Source organism: Spirosoma aerophilum, from assembly GCF_054782495.1.
In genome coordinates this window covers 2,201,807-2,221,327 of sequence record NZ_BAAGSJ010000013.1, presented here as the reverse complement: position 1 = coordinate 2,221,327, position 19,521 = coordinate 2,201,807, and the positions used below count along the sequence as shown (strand labels likewise).

Below are 19,521 nucleotides of genomic sequence, written 5' to 3'. Positions count from 1 at the left end.
GAATTTTAAATAGATGGGATGAACGTTAACTTAAATAGTGAGTGTGTCTGCTCGTCGGTTGATGCATTAGCCAACACCCCCGCCCCCCGGCGTTTCGATGCGGATGCGTTCGCCTGCCTGCATGGGGCGGGTGAATATGCCGGGCAGGCTTTCTTCCCGCCCATCGGCATACATCAGCGTTTGTTGACCGGTGGCACCAGCATCACCGCCGTGCAGGCCATAGGGCGGAATTACCCGGTGCTGGCTTAATAGGGTTGCCTGTACCGGTTCCAGAAATTCAATTTCCCGAACAATGCCGTCGCCCCCGCGCCATTGGCCGCTTCCGCCCGAACCGGCACGAATACTGAACTGGTGCAGCCGGACGGGGTAGCGACGTTCAAGCTCTTCGGGATCAGTGAGTTTGGTGTTGGTCATGTGCTGATGCACAGCAGAGCGTCCGTTGGCACCAACCGTTGCTCCGGCCCCCCCGCCAATGGTTTCGTAATACCCGAATGGATTGGGCGAGTCGGTCGATTTGCCGAATAGAAAATTATTCATCGTTCCCTGGCTACAGGCCGCCAATTCCAGAGCCTTAAGTAAGGTGTCGACCAGCCGCTGGCTCACTTCGGTATTGCCACCTACCACGGCAGGGCAGTCGGCGGCTACGTCGGGAAATACGGGATTCAGGAAAGAGGATTCCGGAAGAATCAGATCGACAGGGGCCATCAATCCCTCGTTCAGGGGTATGTCTTTATCACACCAGAGCCGGAGTACGTACAGCACCGCGCTGTACAGAATCGAGATGTTAGCATTGAGATTGTTTGGATGAACGCCCGAAGTTCCCGAAAAGTCGAAGGTTATCCGGCTATGAGCTACGCGGATGTTGACACAGATCTTATGTCCGTCGTCAAGCGATTCTTCAGCCGCAAATATCTGCCCGTTGAGGGGCTCCAGAACGGTTAGAATAGCATTCGTAGCCGCTTGCTGCAACCGGCTCATGTAGTGCTGAACCGTCGTTAATCCGTATTGCTTAACAAGGGTTTGAAGAGCCGTTTCGCCTGATTTCAGGGAAGCCAGAGCCGCTTCAATATCCGCCTGATTTTCGGCCAGGGCGCGGGTCGGGTAGGGGGAATTGGTGAAATGAGCAGACAGCCCGCTGGTTCCCTGCCACAAAAATTCACCCGCTTTCACCACGTACATTGGCTCCAGCACAACCCCTTCTTCGATCAGGGAAACCGCATCGGGAGGCATTGAACCGGGGACTTTGCCGCCAATTTCGGCGTGGTGAGCGCGGTTAATGACATAGCCGATCAGTTGGGGAGATATTCCCGGCTCCTCGTCACTGAAGACTCCGCTAAGCAAGGTAACATCGGGTAGGTGCGAGCCGCCATATTTAGGGTGGTTCGTAATGACTACATCGCCCGGACCCAGGGTTATTTTCTCCAATACCAGCCGGGCACAAACACCCAGGCTGCCAAGATGGACCGGAATGTGGGGTGCATTGGCTACTAGCTCAGCATTGGCGTTGAGCAGAGCACAGGAAAAATCCAGCCGTTCTTTCACGTTAACCGAAAACGCGGTTCGTTGCAACTGAACGCCCATTTCTTCGGCGATAGCCCGGAAGCGCTGTGTAAATAACTCAAGCTGGATAACCTCATTCGATTCCGTTTCGCCCGGCTCCTCTATGTCGGCAATGTAGTCAACTAACGCGTTCTTGTCAGACCGAACAATTAGTCGCCAGCCGGGTTCGATGAAGGCCGAAGACGTGGTGTTGAGCAACAGCGCCGGCCCCCTGAAGGTGTCGCCTTCCTGTAGCTGTGCCCAGTCGTAGGCGGGGTATGTATCGGTTTCAAACGCGGGCACGGCATGCCGATGGCTCGTGGGTAAACCGCTCACCGGCCATTCATCACGAACGGTGCTGACCAGTACCCGTACGCTTTCTACCTCAATGGGACGTGTTTGTCCATTGGCATCGGTTGGAAAGTGTCCGTACAAACGCTGGTATTTCTGTTCAAAATCGATGGCTAACTGGTTGCTGAACGGCACTTCTACTGTGGCTTCCTGGCCGGTAAGCCGAAGAAACACAGCGATTGATTTTGTATCGATAGCAACATCGGGCCCAACATCCTGCCGAAGTAAATCGATGGTAGTTTCAATCAGCCGCTGGCATAGGTCGGGCAGGGAGGCCTCAACCGCCGGTAGCGACTGGAGAACAGTTTGGGAGGCCATGCGTTCGATGTTTGCCTGCCCAATGCCATAGGCACTCAGCAGCCCGCCATCGAAGGGAAGAATGAGCTGTTCCATGCCAAGCAGTCGGGCAATGGCACAGCCGTGTAAGCCCCCCGCCCCCCCAAAAACCAGCAGTGAATACTCTTTGGGGTCGAATCCACGCGCTACCGAAATTTTACGAATAGCCCCGGCCATTGTCTCGTTGGCAATATGCTCGAACCCCCGCAGTACGCTCAATGGCGACATCACCGAGCCAGCCGCGTCAATTTGCCGGACAATAGCGTCCAGGGCGACTTGCGCATTATCCGGAAAAACAGGGATGCCAAACTGTTTCGGATGAAGTTTACCCAGGAGCAGGTTAATATCTGTGATGGTCAGCACGGGAGCATCGCCCGTTGGTTGCCGGGCATTGTAACAGGCCGGACCCGGACTGGCTCCGGCACTTTGTGGACCAACGCGAAGCTGAGTACCATCGAACCAGCAGATTGATCCACCCCCGGCAGCAACGGTCTCAATCGCCAACGAAGGAAGCTGTAGATCGAAGGGGCCGATTTTTGTTGAGTATCGATAATCCAGTCTGCCCTGAATCCGGGCAACATCGGTACTGGTGCCGCCCATATCGAGGGTGAGGATACCGGTTGTGTCCAACAGCATCTTGCTGTCGGCAGCATTCGTCCGCGACAGCAAAATACCATTAGCTACCTCCGAAGCGCCAATAACACCCCCGGCTGGGCCACTTAATAAACTGTCTTTCGGCTGGAACAGGTCGGCCCGAACCAGTCCTCCAGCGCTGGTCATGATGCGAACGGATCTCCGGGATGCCGGACCACCACCAAGCTGCCGTTGCACATTGTCCAGATACGACCGCATCACGGGTGTCAGGTAGGCGTCGACCAGGGCAGTTTGCGTTCTGGGTACATACTGCGGGGCGGTCGATACGTTGGTCGAAAGGGTTATGTAAAGGAAGCCAGCATCGTTCAGGGCTCTCTCCAGTTGCCGTTCGTGAATCGGGTTTCGGTACGAGTTTAGTAGCGAGACGGCAATGGCATCGGGTTCTAGCTGTCTAATTTCCTCCAGTAAACCAGCAATGGCTTGCTCCGATAAGGGAGTTAAAATCTGGCCATCGGCTGTCATACGTTCATCTACTTCCAGTACCGAGTCATACAGCACTTCGGCCGGTGGAATTGCCAGCTGGAACAGGTTGGGCCGTTGCTGGGTGCCAATGATCAGCAAGTCTTTAAACCCTTTTGTGACGAGTAAAGCCACACGGCCGCCTTTCCGCTCAAGCAGGGCATTGGTGCCCTTGGTCGTCCCCAGGCGCATCTCCAATTCCGGGAAGGGCTGGTTGACGGGCGTTTGTGTTAGCAGTCGGGCCGCTAAAACAGGTGCTTCTTCACCGGTAAATAATTCCACCGTCAGGGTTTTTTGACCCGTCTCAAGCGGCCGATCGAGTAACAATTCGCCATTGGTTTGCAGCGAAGTAATGGTATAGGTCTCCCCTGTTTCGACGATACGGATCTGATAGCCGTCAAAAATAGCGGTCGTTAACCAGGGAGCAATGAGCTTGCCATTTAGCAATTGACCTCGTAGCTGGCTGCTGCTGAGTACTTTAGTACGGTGGGTGGTTCCGCTATCATCCAGGGCGAGGCCATCGGTAAAGGTGCCTCCGGTGTCAATCCAGATTTGGTACATTCGTTTTAGGAACTGAATCCCAGTCATGCCACAAAGTGGCCAGATTCAGCACTGTAAAACTACGAAAGCTATTGATTTAGGCCATTTAATGTTGATGTGCGTTTGTGGCTAGTCTAGTCAACATCACGCCTGAGTTATTACGCCTTCAACGGGAATGTGAAGAATTGGCCGGTTGGCCCAAAAATCCCGACATGTCTTTAGTGCCTGTTTAGCCTGGTCCAGAGCTGCAATGGCCGCCGGAAGTTTTTTCTGTTCTTCCTTGATGGCCTTAATAATACCTGGTTTTTGCTGAGGTCCTGCGTGGTGTAATTCATCCTGGAGAGATTGAATGGAAGCCCGGATACCTGAAAGCTCGTCTTGCGCTGCGGTGACGGCGTCTACTTTTGACTGGCAAAGATCCACCGGCACCGGCCGCGTCGTAATATTTCCCTGTATCTCATACACTTCACTGGCTGAGTCATTGCTAAAGGCGAGCGAAATAGGACGTGTGGCCGATTGGCCAAGCGAGCCTAAATCCTGGGTAGCTCCTCCCACAATATCATCTAAATTGAGACTCCCGAGCTTAACTTTGGCTTTTTGCCAGGTTGTCAATGCGCCTTTTATTCCCGATTCTACCTTACTCTTAACCCGGTCCTCTATAGTTTTTTTGACCGCTTTCTCTTCGTCAGGATTTCCCCTGGCGTTTAACAAAGCCAGTAGATTATCAATAATAGCCTGCCGTAATTCGCTGGAGTAGGCTTTAAATCCGGCACGCATCGCTTCTTCGGGCGTTTCATCACTTTCCCAGAGAGCTACCGAAAGAATAAGGTTATATTTTGTAGGATCGTCGGCAAACTGAACACGCAACGTACTCACTGAACTGGGTATGTTGACGGTTTCACCAGCGCGCATATCATTCTTTATAACAACACGGGCATTGCCTAACACCAGGTCAGAAATACCCACGTTGCCGTTGCGGGTATCGATCCAAATAAGTACTGGCCAGATGTAAGGCTCTGAGTGGCCTGTTCCATCACTTTCATGAATGCAGTGAAGGCGTTCGAGTGTAATAACTGCAGTAGTAGCCATGGTTTTTCTGGTTTGTGGTTGTCAATTGTCTGGAGACTCAATCCGCTGATTATAAGCGCGATTGGGCCTTTGCTCAGACATGAAGTTCCAGTCTTTTCTGGCTAGTGCAATGACTCTTTGAGTGAACGGAAAGCGACTGATTTTTTGGTTATTCATTCACTACCACAACTCCGGCCCGGCGATAGGTCTCAATCATTTCTGCCTTCGCTGTATTATCGGTAATCAGCACATCAAACAGGCTTAAGGGGGCAAAATAAAAGTATTTGTTAATTTCCAGTTTAGAGGAATCGCAGAGGAGGTATACTTTTTCTGTTTGCCGGGCAATGGCCATTGTCATACTGGCTTCTTTCTCGCTGTTGGCACTCAGACCGTGTTCAAGGGAAATGCCGTCGACGCCCATAAACGCCCTGTCAGCACGGTAGCGGGCAATGTGCTCTTCGGCCATGAGGCCATGAACCGCCTGCCGTTCTTTATCGACCTCGCCACCTACCAGATTGACCGTTACTTCCGACGATATCAGTTCGGCAATAACAGGTAACGAGTTTGTGATGACGGTAATACGCTTGTTGCGGATGAACGGACAGAGCCGAAACACCGTGCTGCCGCAATCCATGAAAATGACATCGCCTTCCTGTATTTCCTGGGCCGCCAGTTGACAGATGTAATCCTTCCGTTCGGGATTGACGGCGGCCTTATTCTCGAAACGAAAGGCGTCTGTGGCCAGACTTACTTTCATCGCCCCTCCGTGTGTGCGATAAATCAAGCCCATAGCCGCCAGTTGCCCCAGGTCGCGCCGGACGGTCATCTCTGATGTTTGAAGTAGATCGGCCAGCTCGCGGACGTCAACCGAGCCGCGTTCATCAACCGTTTGTACAATAAGCTGCTTGCGATGTTGGAAATTCATACAAGAATGAGTTCATTTGTTCAAAAATAAACAAAATAAAACAAAAATAAACAAATGGTTGCTGAACATTCTAATCGTATCGAAATAACAGAAGAGAAATTACTGTCAGACAACTGGTATGTGCTGAAGCGGTTCACGTTTAATTATCTGGGTAAAAACGGGCAATGGACCACCCAGCAGCGGGAGGCTTACGATCGGGGCAATGGAGCAACAATTCTCCTGCACAATCCGCAAACCGATACGGTTATTCTGACCCGCCAATTTCGTTTGCCGACTTTTGTGAATGGCAATCCAACCGGCATGTTGATCGAAGCCTGCGCGGGTCTGCTGGATGACGAAGCGCCTGACGATGCCATACGGCGGGAAACGGAGGAGGAAACCGGCTACCGGATTCAGTCGGTCGAGAAAGTGATGGAAGCTTATATGAGCCCGGGATCTGTTACGGAGAAATTGTTCTTCTACCTTGCTGAATACACCGCTGATACGGAACGAACAGATGGGGGCGGCATTGACGAAGAGGAAATTGATATTCTGGAATTACCCCTTCGCCAGGCGATGGCCATGATCGAACGGGGCGAGATCATGGATGGGAAAACGATCATGCTGTTGCAGTACCTCCGGCTGAAGCAGCTTATGTCGTGACGGCGGTTTTCCCGTGACGTCAGGTTCTTAAACCTGACGAGTGAGGTTTCTCAAAACCTCCCTGAATATGTGTCATACACGAGGTTTTGAGAAACCTCCGTGGTGTCGGGTTCTTCAACCCGACACCACGGAGATGGATGGTAAACCGGTCATGTTATTGCAACACCTGCGGTTGAAGCAGTTTCTTGCTGTGACGTCAGGTTCTTAAACCTGACACCCATACACAGTTTACCGTTTCGATTGGGAGCCTGATACGGAGGATGCAGAGTTATTGCTGGCTGAGATCATATTGGCAAAAAGCCGGTAAGCCCCCGGAACACCCGCCGGGAGTTCGCGGAAGAACACCAGACCAGTGTACATGAAATGCCCTTTGCCGTATTTTGCGTAGATCAGGCTGCCTTCTTTAGGGGCTTCGTTCTCATCATGTGACGAGAAAATGGGCTCATAAGCTTTGTCCCAGTCTCGCGCGAAATAGATACCCCGTTCCTGTATCCAGCCCGAAAAGTCAGCGTCAGTGATTTTGTTGGGGTAGTTGAGCAGCGGGTGATTCGGGTTAAGGAATGTCATGGGGGCATCCTCTTCCGTAACGCGCTCGTTGACAACCGTGAACGGGTAGGGGCCTAACTGGGGCAGGGGGGCTTCGTTCCGGAAGAATGAATTGACCGGTGTAACATACTGAACGATCATGTTGCCGCCATTTTTAACATATTCCATCAACTTTGACTGGTAGCGGGTCATGGCCGGGCCGTTGGTATTATACGCCCGAACCCCCACTACAATGGCATCGTAGCCCGACAGGTTCCCGTTCAGTTCGGCAGGGCCGAGAATAGTGACCTTACATCCCATTTGCTGTAAGGCCGCCGGTACTTCGTCACCTGCGCCAACAATGTAGCCGATATTCTTCGCTGTTACCTTCACATCCAGTTTAACCAGTTTGGCTTCAGCCGGAGGAAAGAGCGTTTGCGTTGGGATGTGCTTGTAGGCTACATAACGCAGTCCCGTACTGAACGTACCACTCGACGTCGTCATGACGGCCTGTAGCTTGCCATTTTGTGCCTTGTCAGAAGGCGTTAGGCGAAACGAGATCCGTTGCTCATCGCCTTTGTTTTTTAGCTCGAAAGGTTGCGAGGCCGGTTCAATGCGCCAGCCCGCCGGAACGGCCATCGTCAGCGTTCCCGATACATTGGAGCGACCGGCTCTGAGCACGAGGTCGGCCGTTTTGGGTGTGTTGTCGCTAAACGTGAATACGCGCTCGGTCAGATTGGCGGTCACGTCGGGCTGGATAATAAAAGGTCGATAAATTTCGCCATCGACTGGGTCTGTCGATCTATAAACCACCGGCCGACTAAACGTAAACTGTTGCCCGCTGATCTCGAATGTGTAATTGGCCGTTAAGGCCGCTGGATTTTCGGGCAGGCCAATCAATTGCTGATTATCAACCTGAAACAAGCCTTTGTCGATGGGCTTTTCGAGCCAGTAGGGTTGCGAGATTTTCGCACTTTTAGGGATTGTAACGCTGGTTGGCCAAAGAATTACGTCGTTTGGCTTCAGGGTTATGTTCACCGTGGTGTCTTTTCCGGTCGAGTATTGAACCCGCATCAAGGTAACGGGCGAATCGGCCCGGTTAACGACATTGGTATTTAATTTTATCGTTTCGCCCGGTGTCGCGGCATAATCGGTCGGGTTGGTTTCGAACCAAAGTCCCAGACACTGCTGAATGAGCGTTTCTACTTCCCGGCGCTTAGCCTTAACGTAAATGTTAGCCGTATCCAGCTTGCTGATCGATCCATATAACTGTACCAAAGCCGGTACGGATGCGGCTGGCTGGTCGGGCTTGAAACCCGCGATAAGCTGGTTGACCTGCGCTTGAACGGCACTGCTGTTACTGACCCGTTTCCACGTCATGTCGACACCTTCGAGCGGATCTTTCTGGACAGGGTCACCACCCTTCAGTAACAGGTAATCAATTTTGGCACCCCGGTTAGGAGCTACACCAAAGCCCTGACTTTTGTGCTGACTGCGACTTTCGGAGGCAATTTCGCCGTACGATTTGCCCAGTAATGAATTGTAAAGCCCTGTTTCGATACCCACAAGGTTACCGGCTTCTTCAGGCTTTTTGTTGCTCATGAACGCGCCGGGAATGAACACATTCCACATGATTCGCTTGGCCTGCCAGGGTTTCACAAAGGCCAGTTGCTCCGGAAATTTAGTTGGGTCGTTCGAAATTTTGAACGCTTCTTCGCCCAGAAAACCCGATGCACTATGGTGTCCGTGACCGGCGCGGGCGTCGGGTGGAAAGCGAGTAATAATGACGTCGGGCTGGTATTTGCGAATCATCCAGACTACGTCGGCCAGTACTTTATCCTGTCCCCAGGTGCGTACTGCTTCGCTCGTTTGTTTCGAAAAGCCAAAGTCATAAGCCCGGCTGAAAAACTGGTCTGGCCCATCTACCCGGCGGGCCGCCAGAAGTTCCTGCGTTCGGATAATGCCAATATTTTCGCCCTGTTCCGGCCCGATAAGATTCTGTCCGCCATCACCCCGCGTCAGGGATAAATAGCCCGTTCGCACCAGTCGGTCTTTGGCCAGATAGGCTAGCATGAGGGTGTTTTCGTCGTCGGGGTGGGCAGCTATATACAGAACGGAACCCAGAACGTTCAGCTTTTTCAGGTTGGATAAAATCTCGCCGGGTGGTGCTGGCTTTATGGGGCCGTAAGGAACCTGAGCATACGAAGTCGAGAAGAGCAGGCTGCCAAGAAGCAGTATAGACAGAAGTTTTTTGGGAGACACAGGCTGAAGACGGATTTGTAGGGTATTGGGCAAATTTACAATTAAAGTTCATGCATAAAACAAGAAAAGGCTACCTAAGAACAGGTAGCCTTTTAGCTAGTGTTACCTAACAACTAAACGCATTATTGAAAAATTGGGATTTTGGTAAACGGATCGGGTAAGGGTTTCTGAACATTTAAATAATGTTTATGGCCTTGCCAGTAGCCGGTCAATGGGTAGTACCTCGCCATTTCGGATAACCTGCTCCACATGGAGCACGTCACGAATATTGGTTAAGGGATCGCCGTTTACGATCACCAGATCAGCAAGCTTGCCGGGTTCAATAGACCCGAGGTCTTTACTGACGCCCACTGTTTCGGCAGCCCATAGCGTTGCAGAACGTAATGCCTGATAAGGAGTTAGCCCAGCGGCTACGAAAACCTGCAATTCAGTATGTAAGCTCATGCCGTACGGAACAAAGGGGCTATCGGTGCCCGTGGTCACGTGCGCACCCGCATCGACCAGCGCTTTTACGCCTTTCTGAAGATTGGCAAAGTTGCTTAAATAACCGGGGCTGATTTTGGCGTACTGGGCGGAGCCCGCCAGAAGTGCGTTTGTGAAGTCTTCCGAATAAAACGCTTTGTATTGTCGGTTTTCAAGCAAACTGGGGTCTTTGGTGGTCAATACGGCAAAACCGCCCTGCAAAGAAGCGGTAGGCGTGATGTTCATGCCCGATTTGGCCAGCAATTGAATGACATCCTGATAACTCCGATTCATGGCCGTAATCTTGGGCGAATACCCCCGCCGACTCGTACCGCCAATGTGTTCAACGGCATCCACATCATAGCGCATGGCCGGAAAAATCTCATGCGATGAAACCGGCAAGCCGTGAGCATGGGCAAAGGCAGTAATCCGTTGCTGCATGGCGTCGGGCATGCGTACGTAGGTTTTAATGAGATCGTACCCTAACTGAACAGAGCGGTTGAGTTCACGGTCTAACTGCTCGTCGGAGTTGATGCTGGTAGCGGCTCCGTAGTAAATACGGGTGCCGTCGGTTAAGCCGCCCGTAAAAAACTGCCGTGGGCCGGGTCGTATGCCGCTTGCCCAGGATTCTTTTCGTTCGAGGGCATCGTAGGGATCGGCACCGGGTTCGCGAATGGACGTGATTCCGAAGGATAACCAAAGTCGCCCGATTTTCTCACCAACCATCGAGTGCTGGTGCGTATGCATTTCGAACAAACCCGGAATGACCGTTTTGTCTGATGCGTCGATCTGGGTGCCGGGTCGCCCGGCCTGATGGGGTAGAATAGCTTTAATCCGATTTCCTTCCAGTATAATATCCACATTGGTGCGGTAGGTATTTGCCTTCCCGTCAAACAATCGCCCGGCATGAACGACTACCGTTCCGGTTGGCACGCTGTTTTTCCAGGACAAATCCATAGGGTGCGTTTCGATGTGGCCGTCGGCCAGATAGACCTGTTTGAATACATCGGTAGCCAGAAACAGAATACTTTTTGAGTCACTTGTCCAGGTTGGGGTTTCGGCCTGCTCCGTGGTCAGTTGCCGGGGTTTCCCGATTATGGTACCATCGGGTTTAACGTCGGTTGTGTACAATAGCCCATCCAGCACGTACGCCATTTTGGTGCCATCGGGCGACCATACCGGGCCGTTCTGCCCCCGGGTGGCCAGACTGTGTGCCGGTGCTGGCGTTACATAACGATCATTTTTTCCGTCAAACGAAATGAGCAGCACTTCACTAACCCCTTCGCGGTAGCGCGACGAGTAGGGGTGAAGAGCCGACACGGCAATTGTTTTTCCATCAGCCGACCAGCTTGCCTGACTCGGTACGAAAATGGATTCGTGTAGTTTTCGGGTTTTGGGCACGTTAACGTCAGCTGTATACGTCACGTCGGCCACATACAGCGTACTACGGCCCCAGGCATTGCGGGGATCGCTTTGATAAAAAGCCAGCCTGGTTCCATCCGGCGACCAGCTTGGGTAGTGCAGGTCGTCGGGCATATCGACCAGATTGCGGTCCTGCCCGGTTTTTAAGTCTCGAATCCAGACATCCATATTCCCGTTCCGATCCGAAACATACGCCAGTTTGGTCCCGTCCGGCGACCAGCTTGGCTCCAACTCCATGGTTGAACCTTGTGTGATTCGTTCCGGGGTTTTTGTTCCTTTAGTCAGAATCCATACATCGCCGAGGGCCGCGAAGGCAATCTGCTTGCCGTTGGGCGAAACAGCGGTTCCTTTAATACCTTTTACCGGCTGGGCCTGCTGTGTATCGAAGTCGTAGGTTTTTCGCTTGTAGGTATTTCGGGGTAAAGTAACGATTGCCTGGAATGGAATGGCCTGAGCGGGTGCGCTCCCCAGTTTGCGTCGTTTCAGTTGTCCATTCGCGGTGTATAAATATTCATCGGCCGAGAACCAGCTTACCCGAAACGGGAACACATCGTCGCTGGCTTCCGTGAGCATTTGCGCTTTCGGGTCGGTCAATGTTACCATTGCCAGTCCGCTTTGTGAGTTATTGAGGAGGTTGTAAAACAGGTGAGAGCCATCGGGTTGCCAGGCGACACCGGCCAACTTGCCAGCCGTTGGAGAGACAAGTTTCTCGGGTGCACCGGGGCTTATCGTATACACACCGGGGGCATCCGTACGGTCAGACAGAAAAGCGACCGTTTTGCCATCCGGCGAAAATGCCGGGCTGAATTCATTACCAGAGTTATTCGTAAGTTGGGTTAGTTTGCCATCGGCAAGTGTCAATTGCCAGATGTCGTAATTGCCCGACCGGTCAGAAGAGAAAACCAGCTGCCTGCCGTCGGGCGACCAATGGGGTTCGCGGTCATCATAAATTCCCGACGTTAGCTGTTTGGGCTTGCTTCCCGTAGCTGAAACCGTCCATATATGGTACCGGCCATCCCAGAACGAGTGAAAGGCAATCTGCCGCCCATCGGGCGACCAACTCGGCTGTCTGCAGTCGCCCAGGTTGTCCGTTATGGGGCGGGCCATACCGCCATTCGCCGGAATAAGCCAGATGGTTCCCTGTAAATCCATGACAATCTGTTGCTTATCCGGCGAAAGATCAGCAGCCATGTTCGTGCCTTCTGTAATCGTGACGCGTAGGGAGTCGGCTCCAAAAGAAAAACATGTAATTGGTAAAATTGTAATAAGCCAAAATGAAATGGCTTTGATTCGATTAGTATGGGATCGAATATTTTGCATATATTGAAAAAGACAATATTGTATTTGCCAGTCAGGCTTTTTTCTTATGAACCTACGCAGTGAAAGGTCTACTTCCAAACAATGAGACGGTTTGAGGAAGCGTAAATGGAAATATCCTTGAATAAACGAAATAAACCTCAAAAAAAGTCAACAAAGGTGCTTTGGCACGTTGGGTTATGCAATGTCAAATTCTATCTTTGCGAGCATTCATAATTTCTAACCTTTACCTATTTCTATGAATTACAGTGTTTATCTGGTCCCCATTCTAGGCATTGTTGGCCTACTGGTGATGTTTACCAAATTCATGTGGGTTTCCAAGCAGGATGCTGGCGACGCCCGGATGCAGGAAATTGCAGGGTACATTGCCGATGGTGCCATCGCGTTTTTAAAAGCTGAATGGCGTGTTTTAACCTACTTCGGCATTATTGTCGCCATCCTGCTGGCCTACATGGGCAGCTTAGTACCAAACTCCAGCCCACTGATCGGCGGCTCCTTCGTTCTTGGAGCGTTCCTGTCGGCACTGGCCGGGTACATCGGTATGAACATTGCCACCAAGGCGAACGTCCGTACCGCTCATGCAGCCCGCACAAGCCTGACGAAAGCTCTGGAGGTGTCGTTTACGGGTGGATCGGTTATGGGCATCGGCGTTGCCGGTATTGCCGTACTGGGTCTTGGAGGTTTATTCATTGTTTTATATAAACTATATGTTGAGCCATCGGGCGATGTAAATGGTTTACCGATGGAGAAAGCGCTCGAAGTGCTCGCGGGTTTCTCACTGGGAGCCGAATCTATTGCGCTTTTTGCCCGCGTGGGCGGAGGTATCTATACGAAAGCGGCCGACGTAGGCGCTGACCTGGTTGGTAAGGTAGAGGCTGGTATTCCGGAAGATGATCCGCGTAACCCGGCCACTATTGCCGATAACGTAGGCGACAACGTAGGTGACGTAGCTGGCATGGGCGCTGATTTATTTGGCTCGTATGTAGCTACTATATTGGCAACTATGGTGCTGGGCCGCGAAATTGTGATTCCTAATGATCCTATCATTGGTCACGCACCAATCGTACTGCCGATGGTGATTGCCGGACTGGGATTGATCTTCTCGATCATCGCAACATATCTGGTTCGGGTTAAAGATGACAATGGTAACGTACAGGCTGCCCTGAACCTGGGTAACTGGGCCTCGATCGCCATTACGCTGGTGGCTTCGTATTTTCTGGTCAACGCCATGCTGCCCGAGGGTACCATGTCTATCCGTGGTGTTGAATTTACCCGCATGGACGTGTTCTTCGCCATCGTAACAGGCCTCGTTGTTGGAGCGTTGATGAGTATCATTACTGAATATTACACCGCCATGGGCCGCCGGCCGGTGCTGTCCATCATTCGGCAGTCGGCAACGGGTGCGGCCACTAACATTATCGGTGGTTTATCCGTCGGTATGGAGTCTACGGTATTGCCAATTCTGGTGCTGGCGGCTGGTATTTATACGTCGTATCATTTTGCCGGGTTGTATGGTGTCGCTATTTCAGCTGCGGGCATGATGGCGACTACCGCCATGCAGTTAGCTATTGATGCGTTTGGTCCCATTGCCGATAATGCCGGTGGTATTGCCGAAATGAGCTATCTGCCCGAAGAAGTACGGGGCCGTACCGATATTCTGGACGCCGTGGGTAACACAACGGCCGCCAGTGGTAAAGGATTCGCTATTGCTTCGGCTGCTTTAACGGCACTGGCGCTGTTTGCCGCTTTCGTAGGCTTATCGGGTATTTCGGCCATTGATATTTACAAGGCCGATGTGCTGGCCGGTTTGTTTGTTGGGGGCATGATTCCGTACATATTCTCGTCACTGGCCATTGCGGCTGTGGGTCGGGCGGCTATGGCAATGGTTGAAGAAGTTCGTCGTCAGTTCCGCGAGATTCCCGGGATTATGGAAGGAACGGGTAAGCCGGAATACGAAAAATGCGTAGCGATCTCAACCCAGGCGTCTATCCGTGAGATGGTGCTTCCGGGCGCCATTGCACTGACCGTGCCCGTTATTGTCGGCTTCATCTTCGGCCCTGAAGTACTGGGTGGCTTGCTGGCAGGTGTGACCGTGTCAGGTGTACTGATGGGTATTTTTATGAACAATGCCGGTGGTGCCTGGGATAATGCGAAAAAGTCATTCGAAAAAGGGGTGCTGATCAATGGCGAAATGTTCTATAAAAAGTCAGAGCCACACAAAGCGTCGGTAACGGGCGATACCGTGGGTGATCCATTTAAAGATACATCGGGCCCATCTATGAACATCCTGATCAAACTGATGTCGATCGTATCGCTGGTGATTGCTCCTTACATCGCCGTTAAATCAACCTCGGCCAGTGAAGGCAATCGGGAGGGTATCACGGCGCAAGGCGGTATGCACGGGGTTGATCTGGAAAAATCGACGGCAGCCGAAAACATAACCGTCACTGAAAATGTACTGAAGTTCAAAAACGATAAAACCGGTGTCGACCTGAATTTAACGGGCGTTGGTAAAATCGAAGAGCAACTCATCGAATTTATCAACTCCGACAAAGTAGTTGATAAAGAGACCTGGTTCGACTTCGACAAGCTAACCTTTGAAACCGGCAAAGCCGTTCTGAAGCCAGAGTCGCAGGTGCAGTTGGGAAATGTTGCTCAGATACTGAAAGCCTACCCAGCGGTAAATATTAAAGTTGGTGGCTACACCGATAATACGGGAAATGCCGACAGTAACCTTAAATTGTCGCAGGATCGGGCTAATTCCGTACGGGCTGAGTTAGAAAAAATGGGTATTACCAAGGACCGTCTGGAAGCCGAAGGCTATGGCCAGGAACATCCTGTTGCCTCTAACGATACCGAAGAGGGTAGATCACAGAATCGCCGAATTTCGGTGCGGGTTACGAAGAAGTAAATAATCACAACCGTTCAATAAAGACTATTACCTAAAAGTCAGCTTTCAAAGAGAGCTGACTTTTTTTTGTATACGTTTATGGAGACCGAAATTTACTATGTAAACCGGTGTACGTGGAAGTAAACGTCGCAACAACAGAAAAAACAAAGTAATTATGCCGAAATACGTAATTGAGCGAGAGATACCGGGCGCAGGCAAACTGACTGCGGACGAATTGAAGGGAATTTCTCAGGTTTCCTGTGGCGTACTCAGTAATATGGGTCCACAAATTCAGTGGTTACAGAGTTATGTAACAGATGATAAAATCTATTGCGTTTACATTGCGCCTAATGAAGATATGGTGCGTGAACATGCAAAGCAGGGAGGATTTCCCGCCAATTCCGTTAGCGAAGTAGCTACAATTATAGATCCTACTACGGCCGAGTAACTTCAATCCTATTAAGATTCACGATTCTCGCGTACAAAAAGAGCCGTTAATAAAAATGACGGCTTTTTTTGTACGCGAGAATCGTGAATCTTAACTTCCAAGAGCATTATAAATTAACAGTTGATTCGTCGTTACAACCCGGTCGCCGGGGGCGACACCACTCGAAAGGTAAGTCTTCTGTCCAATCGTTTTGTAAATCTCGACTTCTCGTACAATGGGTTGATTGTTTTTGTTGACCATCACGACAAAGTTGCGGTTTTTATCAAAAACGACGGCCTTGGCCGGAATAGCAATGCGTTGGTCGCGGCCAGCATAGGTGACACTTACATTCGCGAACATTTCTGGTTTCAGGCGATAATCGGCATTATCGAGTGTTACCCGAACTTTCAGCGTCTTGCTGTCGGGATCAAGGACATTGAAAATCTTGTCGATCTTACCGTGAAAAACTTTGTCCGGATAAGAGATCGTCGTGATCGTAGCGGCATCACCCTCGTGTACATTGGCTAAATCAGATTCATACACATTGGCAAGTACCCATACGTGATCTAAATTGGATACCGTAAATAAATTTTCGGGGTCGTCGGAGCGAAGTTCCATGCCGGGAGACGCAGATTTTTCAACGATGAATCCACTCATAGGGGATTTGACCAGATAAACGGACCCTGTACCGCCCACAATCCGACGTCGTTCGCCGACTCGTTCCACTTCTCCTTTTGCTGCCTGTAACTGCTCCTGACTGGCTACCAGCTCGCGTTGTGAACTCAGCCCAGCTTTGGTCATGTCTTCGGTTACCTGCTGGTTTTTCTGAGCAACAGCTAATTGGCCCCGTGCCGAAACGGCTTGTTGCTCTAAATCGGCCAGATCGCCGGATCGGATAACGGCCAGAAGCTGTCCTTTTCGTACATAGTCGCCCAAATCAGCTTTGAGCGTTTCAATATGTCCACCTACCAAGGGGAACACCTTCACAACCTGATCCTGATTAAAGGTAATCTTGCCCGTCAGGTTAAGCTCATTTCGAGCATTTTCCAGTTTCGCTGTGTCCAGAGTAGCTGTTGCCAGCAGGTTAGTTTCGTGATGATCCTGAGCTTGGGCAGTATCTTCAGTTTTGGCCGAACTTCCACAACTGCTCAGACTCAACCCTACCAAGAGGGTTGCTGAGCCAAATATGCAAAGGCTAGAAAATTTCTTTTTTGTATTGACAGACAGAATTGGCACAGGAATATGTGCATGTCCATTCGGTCGATTCAACAAACTGCTGACCTGGGTTCTCAACTGACCAATTTGTTGAGTGAGCGAAAAAAACGAGTATTTTTTCATGTCTTTATTTTCTGCTGTAAAGGTCATGACAGCTAATTAAACGCTTCTTAAACCAGAATTAAAAGATTGTTAAACCTCCAAAACAAGCGTAGCCCCCCTCTTTGTGGAGGGGGGCTACAGATTCAATAACGTTGAGTAAATCGAGTAGTATTACTTAATTGACCTTGAAAGAGGATTCAGCGTTTTCGATACCCGAGTGGGCGTCGTCTGCTAATTCATCAATCTTATCATTGTATTGGCTTTTGTCTTTGTTCAGGGTCGACTGAGCCTGATCTTTATATTGGTTGAACTGCTCCTTGGCTTTGTCAGTGTACTGGTTCACCTGTGTTTTGGCCTGTTCAATGCCTTCTTTCACCTGCGATACCCCTTTCTCCCACTGATCTTTTAGATCACCAGAGCGTTTGTTTGCTTCTTCGGTTAACTTTTCGCGTGTTTCTTTACCGCTACGGGGAGCTGTAAGAATACCGATGACAACTCCTGTTATAATTCCGGTTAGAAAATCTCTTGTGCTTCTCATTTCTTTATTTGTTTTGTTTTAGGTGAGTTCATTGATTTATAGAAAGCAATCTACTACTGCTTTGCTTTCTTCTTGGCCTGGCTAACCAGATCCTGCGATTTCTCGGTGGCAGAGTCAACATACTCATTGTACTGGCTCTTGATGCTTTCCAAACCAGATTGAAGCTGATCCTGCAGATCTTTGAAGAAAGAATCTGATTCTGACGAAATACGCTTCCGGGTTTTCTGACCACTTTCGGGAGCTAAGAGAATTCCGACAACTGCGCCGACCGCCAAACCTACTAATATTCCTGGTAATGCTTTCATGGTTCCTATGACTTATGTGAATGATTATTGTTCATACTGTTGCCAACCGATTAGAAAATTTTGTACCACTAATTGTTATGGCACACTAACTAGTTGTTTGTTAGGTGCTTATAGGGTGCACGCCAACATGTGTCATGACTATCAACTGAGGACTTTTTTCTACAAGGACGTCCACGTTTTACGCATAAGTGCCCCATGCTGTACTGATTCTATTAGTTTACAAAGCCTTATTGCCTGAGCAATCTTACCGTTTTTTTTGACATTTAGAAAGTGAAAATGGCTATAAATAAAAATCCCCGCGCTCAATTTGGCGCAGGGATTCCGTACCCACCGTAACTTGTACTTAACCTAAAATAAAATCACCTAATTAATTAGGAATATTTTTGTTATGATGCTTGGCACCATATTTAAACCAATGTTGAGTAAGGTAATCCCTTTGTTCACACCCCTCGACCCTGGATCAAGCGGAGTATAATAGCAATAACCGCAATGACCAGTAAAATGTGAATTAAGCTGCTACTTGCAATCCCTGCTCCAAGGACCCCTAAAAATCCAAGGAGCCAGATGATTACCAAAATGACAGCTATTGTGTAAAGAAGGTTTCCCATTAAGAAATTCGTGAGTAAATCAGAAAAGTAATCTCGCAATCGAAAAGGTATAGAGAAAAATCTGTGCCAACTCTTTTCTGGCGTACAATTCTATAGATAGTATGGGCTAAAAAAGGCCTTATCTGATTGTAAATGAGTGATTATGCCGTTCGTTTAGCCTCAATAAGTTTTTTTATGCCTATTTTCAGTCGCTCCAATTTGTGTGGAAAAGGTTCTACATGTGTAGAATTAGCGGGGAAAAATAGCCCACTTAATTTACCCAGGTTGGGTAACGTATAGGGGGGTATTAGGTTACTCAAAATTATAAATAGACGCAAACTGATTAGCTAATGCCCTTTATTAGGTATTAATCGTTAGTTTTCCCGGCTACTTATTATTTTCGGCATCATATTTTATGTACATACATCACAAACAGACATTATAAGTAAATAATAATTGCCGTGGTAAGACCGATAGTAGGAGCTAATGCGGGACAGCAGTTTAGACCAGCCGTAATGAATACAACATCTCTTGCTAAACGAGTGTTGATAGTTGATGATGAAGCAGACATTTGCTTGCTGTTGTCAGGACTATTGCGTCGGTTAGGTTATCAGCCGACTTGTGCCCATTTTATAGAAGAGGGCCGTCAATGGTTAGATTCTCAGCAATTCGACGCCATATTCCTGGATCTGAATTTGCCCGATGGACTAGGCTTTGATTTACTGCCTTTTATTAAGGAAGGACAGAACGAAGCCAAAATAATTATGATTAGTGCCTTCGACGGGCAGGCCGAAAGAAGGCGTGCTACGGAACAAGGTGCTGACTATTTTATTGGAAAACCATTCACACGTCGATCTGTGGAGACGGCTTTGCAAACCATTCAGGTTTGAGTAACTTTGTTTATACAGCCAACGAAGGCTCGTGTTCATTGTACCATGTGCCTTACCGCCATTGG

General features: G+C 49.9%; 13 protein-coding genes. 4 read left to right on the top strand and 9 right to left on the bottom strand.

What is annotated here, in order from left to right:
• Positions 1-66: 66 nt before the first annotated feature.
• From ACYVK4_RS20550 to ACYVK4_RS20540, 3 genes are all read right to left on the bottom strand, one after another.
• Positions 67-3,900, bottom strand: a complete 3,834-nt coding sequence (locus ACYVK4_RS20550; protein ID WP_461129400.1) for a hydantoinase B/oxoprolinase family protein — start codon at positions 3,898-3,900, stop codon at positions 67-69.
• Positions 3,901-4,023: 123 nt separating this feature from the next.
• Positions 4,024-4,968, bottom strand: a complete 945-nt coding sequence (locus tag ACYVK4_RS20545; protein ID WP_461129399.1) for a hypothetical protein — start codon at positions 4,966-4,968, stop codon at positions 4,024-4,026.
• 148 nt (positions 4,969-5,116) lie between these two features.
• On the bottom strand, positions 5,117-5,872 hold the full coding sequence (locus tag ACYVK4_RS20540; RefSeq protein WP_461129398.1) for a DeoR/GlpR family DNA-binding transcription regulator: 756 nt from the start codon (positions 5,870-5,872) through the stop codon (positions 5,117-5,119).
• Positions 5,873-5,926: 54 nt separating this feature from the next.
• Between ACYVK4_RS20540 and nudK the strand changes: the two genes are divergently transcribed.
• Positions 5,927-6,514: a GDP-mannose pyrophosphatase NudK gene (gene nudK, locus ACYVK4_RS20535; protein WP_461129397.1), complete on the top strand. Its 588-nt coding sequence runs from the start codon at positions 5,927-5,929 to the stop codon at positions 6,512-6,514.
• Between the two features lie 228 nt (positions 6,515-6,742).
• Here nudK and ACYVK4_RS20530 read toward each other — a convergent pair whose 3' ends face one another.
• Positions 6,743-9,301, bottom strand: coding sequence for a PIG-L family deacetylase (locus ACYVK4_RS20530; RefSeq protein WP_461129396.1), 2,559 nt, complete (start codon positions 9,299-9,301; stop codon positions 6,743-6,745).
• Between the two features lie 186 nt (positions 9,302-9,487).
• The gene (locus tag ACYVK4_RS20525) at positions 9,488-12,376 is read right to left on the bottom strand and encodes a DPP IV N-terminal domain-containing protein (protein ID WP_461129395.1); all 2,889 of its coding nucleotides are present in this window, start codon (positions 12,374-12,376) and stop codon (positions 9,488-9,490) included.
• Between the two features lie 364 nt (positions 12,377-12,740).
• Here ACYVK4_RS20525 and ACYVK4_RS20520 point away from each other — a divergent pair, with 364 nt between their 5' ends.
• Both ACYVK4_RS20520 and ACYVK4_RS20515 read left to right on the top strand, forming a co-directional pair.
• Complete coding sequence (locus ACYVK4_RS20520) at positions 12,741-15,413, top strand: sodium-translocating pyrophosphatase (protein ID WP_461129394.1); 2,673 nt, start codon at positions 12,741-12,743, stop codon at positions 15,411-15,413.
• A gap of 154 nt (positions 15,414-15,567) precedes the next feature.
• Complete coding sequence (locus ACYVK4_RS20515) at positions 15,568-15,840, top strand: DUF4242 domain-containing protein (RefSeq protein WP_461129393.1); 273 nt, start codon at positions 15,568-15,570, stop codon at positions 15,838-15,840.
• Between the two features lie 90 nt (positions 15,841-15,930).
• Here ACYVK4_RS20515 and ACYVK4_RS20510 read toward each other — a convergent pair whose 3' ends face one another.
• From ACYVK4_RS20510 to ACYVK4_RS20495, 4 genes are all read right to left on the bottom strand, one after another.
• A complete protein-coding gene (locus tag ACYVK4_RS20510) occupies positions 15,931-17,184 on the bottom strand; it encodes an efflux RND transporter periplasmic adaptor subunit (protein WP_461129392.1) in 1,254 nt (417 codons plus the stop codon).
• Between the two features lie 127 nt (positions 17,185-17,311).
• Positions 17,312-17,674 (bottom strand): YtxH domain-containing protein, encoded by a 363-nt coding sequence (locus tag ACYVK4_RS20505; RefSeq protein ID WP_461129391.1) that lies wholly within the window; start codon positions 17,672-17,674, stop codon positions 17,312-17,314.
• A gap of 53 nt (positions 17,675-17,727) precedes the next feature.
• Positions 17,728-17,979, bottom strand: a complete 252-nt coding sequence (locus ACYVK4_RS20500) for a YtxH domain-containing protein (protein ID WP_461129390.1) — start codon at positions 17,977-17,979, stop codon at positions 17,728-17,730.
• 440 nt (positions 17,980-18,419) lie between these two features.
• Positions 18,420-18,587 carry a lmo0937 family membrane protein gene (locus tag ACYVK4_RS20495; RefSeq protein WP_461129389.1) on the bottom strand — a complete coding sequence of 56 codons (168 nt, stop codon included), beginning with the start codon at positions 18,585-18,587 and terminating at the stop codon, positions 18,420-18,422.
• A 494-nt stretch (positions 18,588-19,081) separates the two neighbouring features.
• Here ACYVK4_RS20495 and ACYVK4_RS20490 point away from each other — a divergent pair, with 494 nt between their 5' ends.
• Entirely contained in the window at positions 19,082-19,456 is a 375-nt protein-coding gene (locus ACYVK4_RS20490; protein WP_461129388.1) for a response regulator, read from the top strand.
• Positions 19,457-19,521 lie beyond the last annotated feature (65 nt).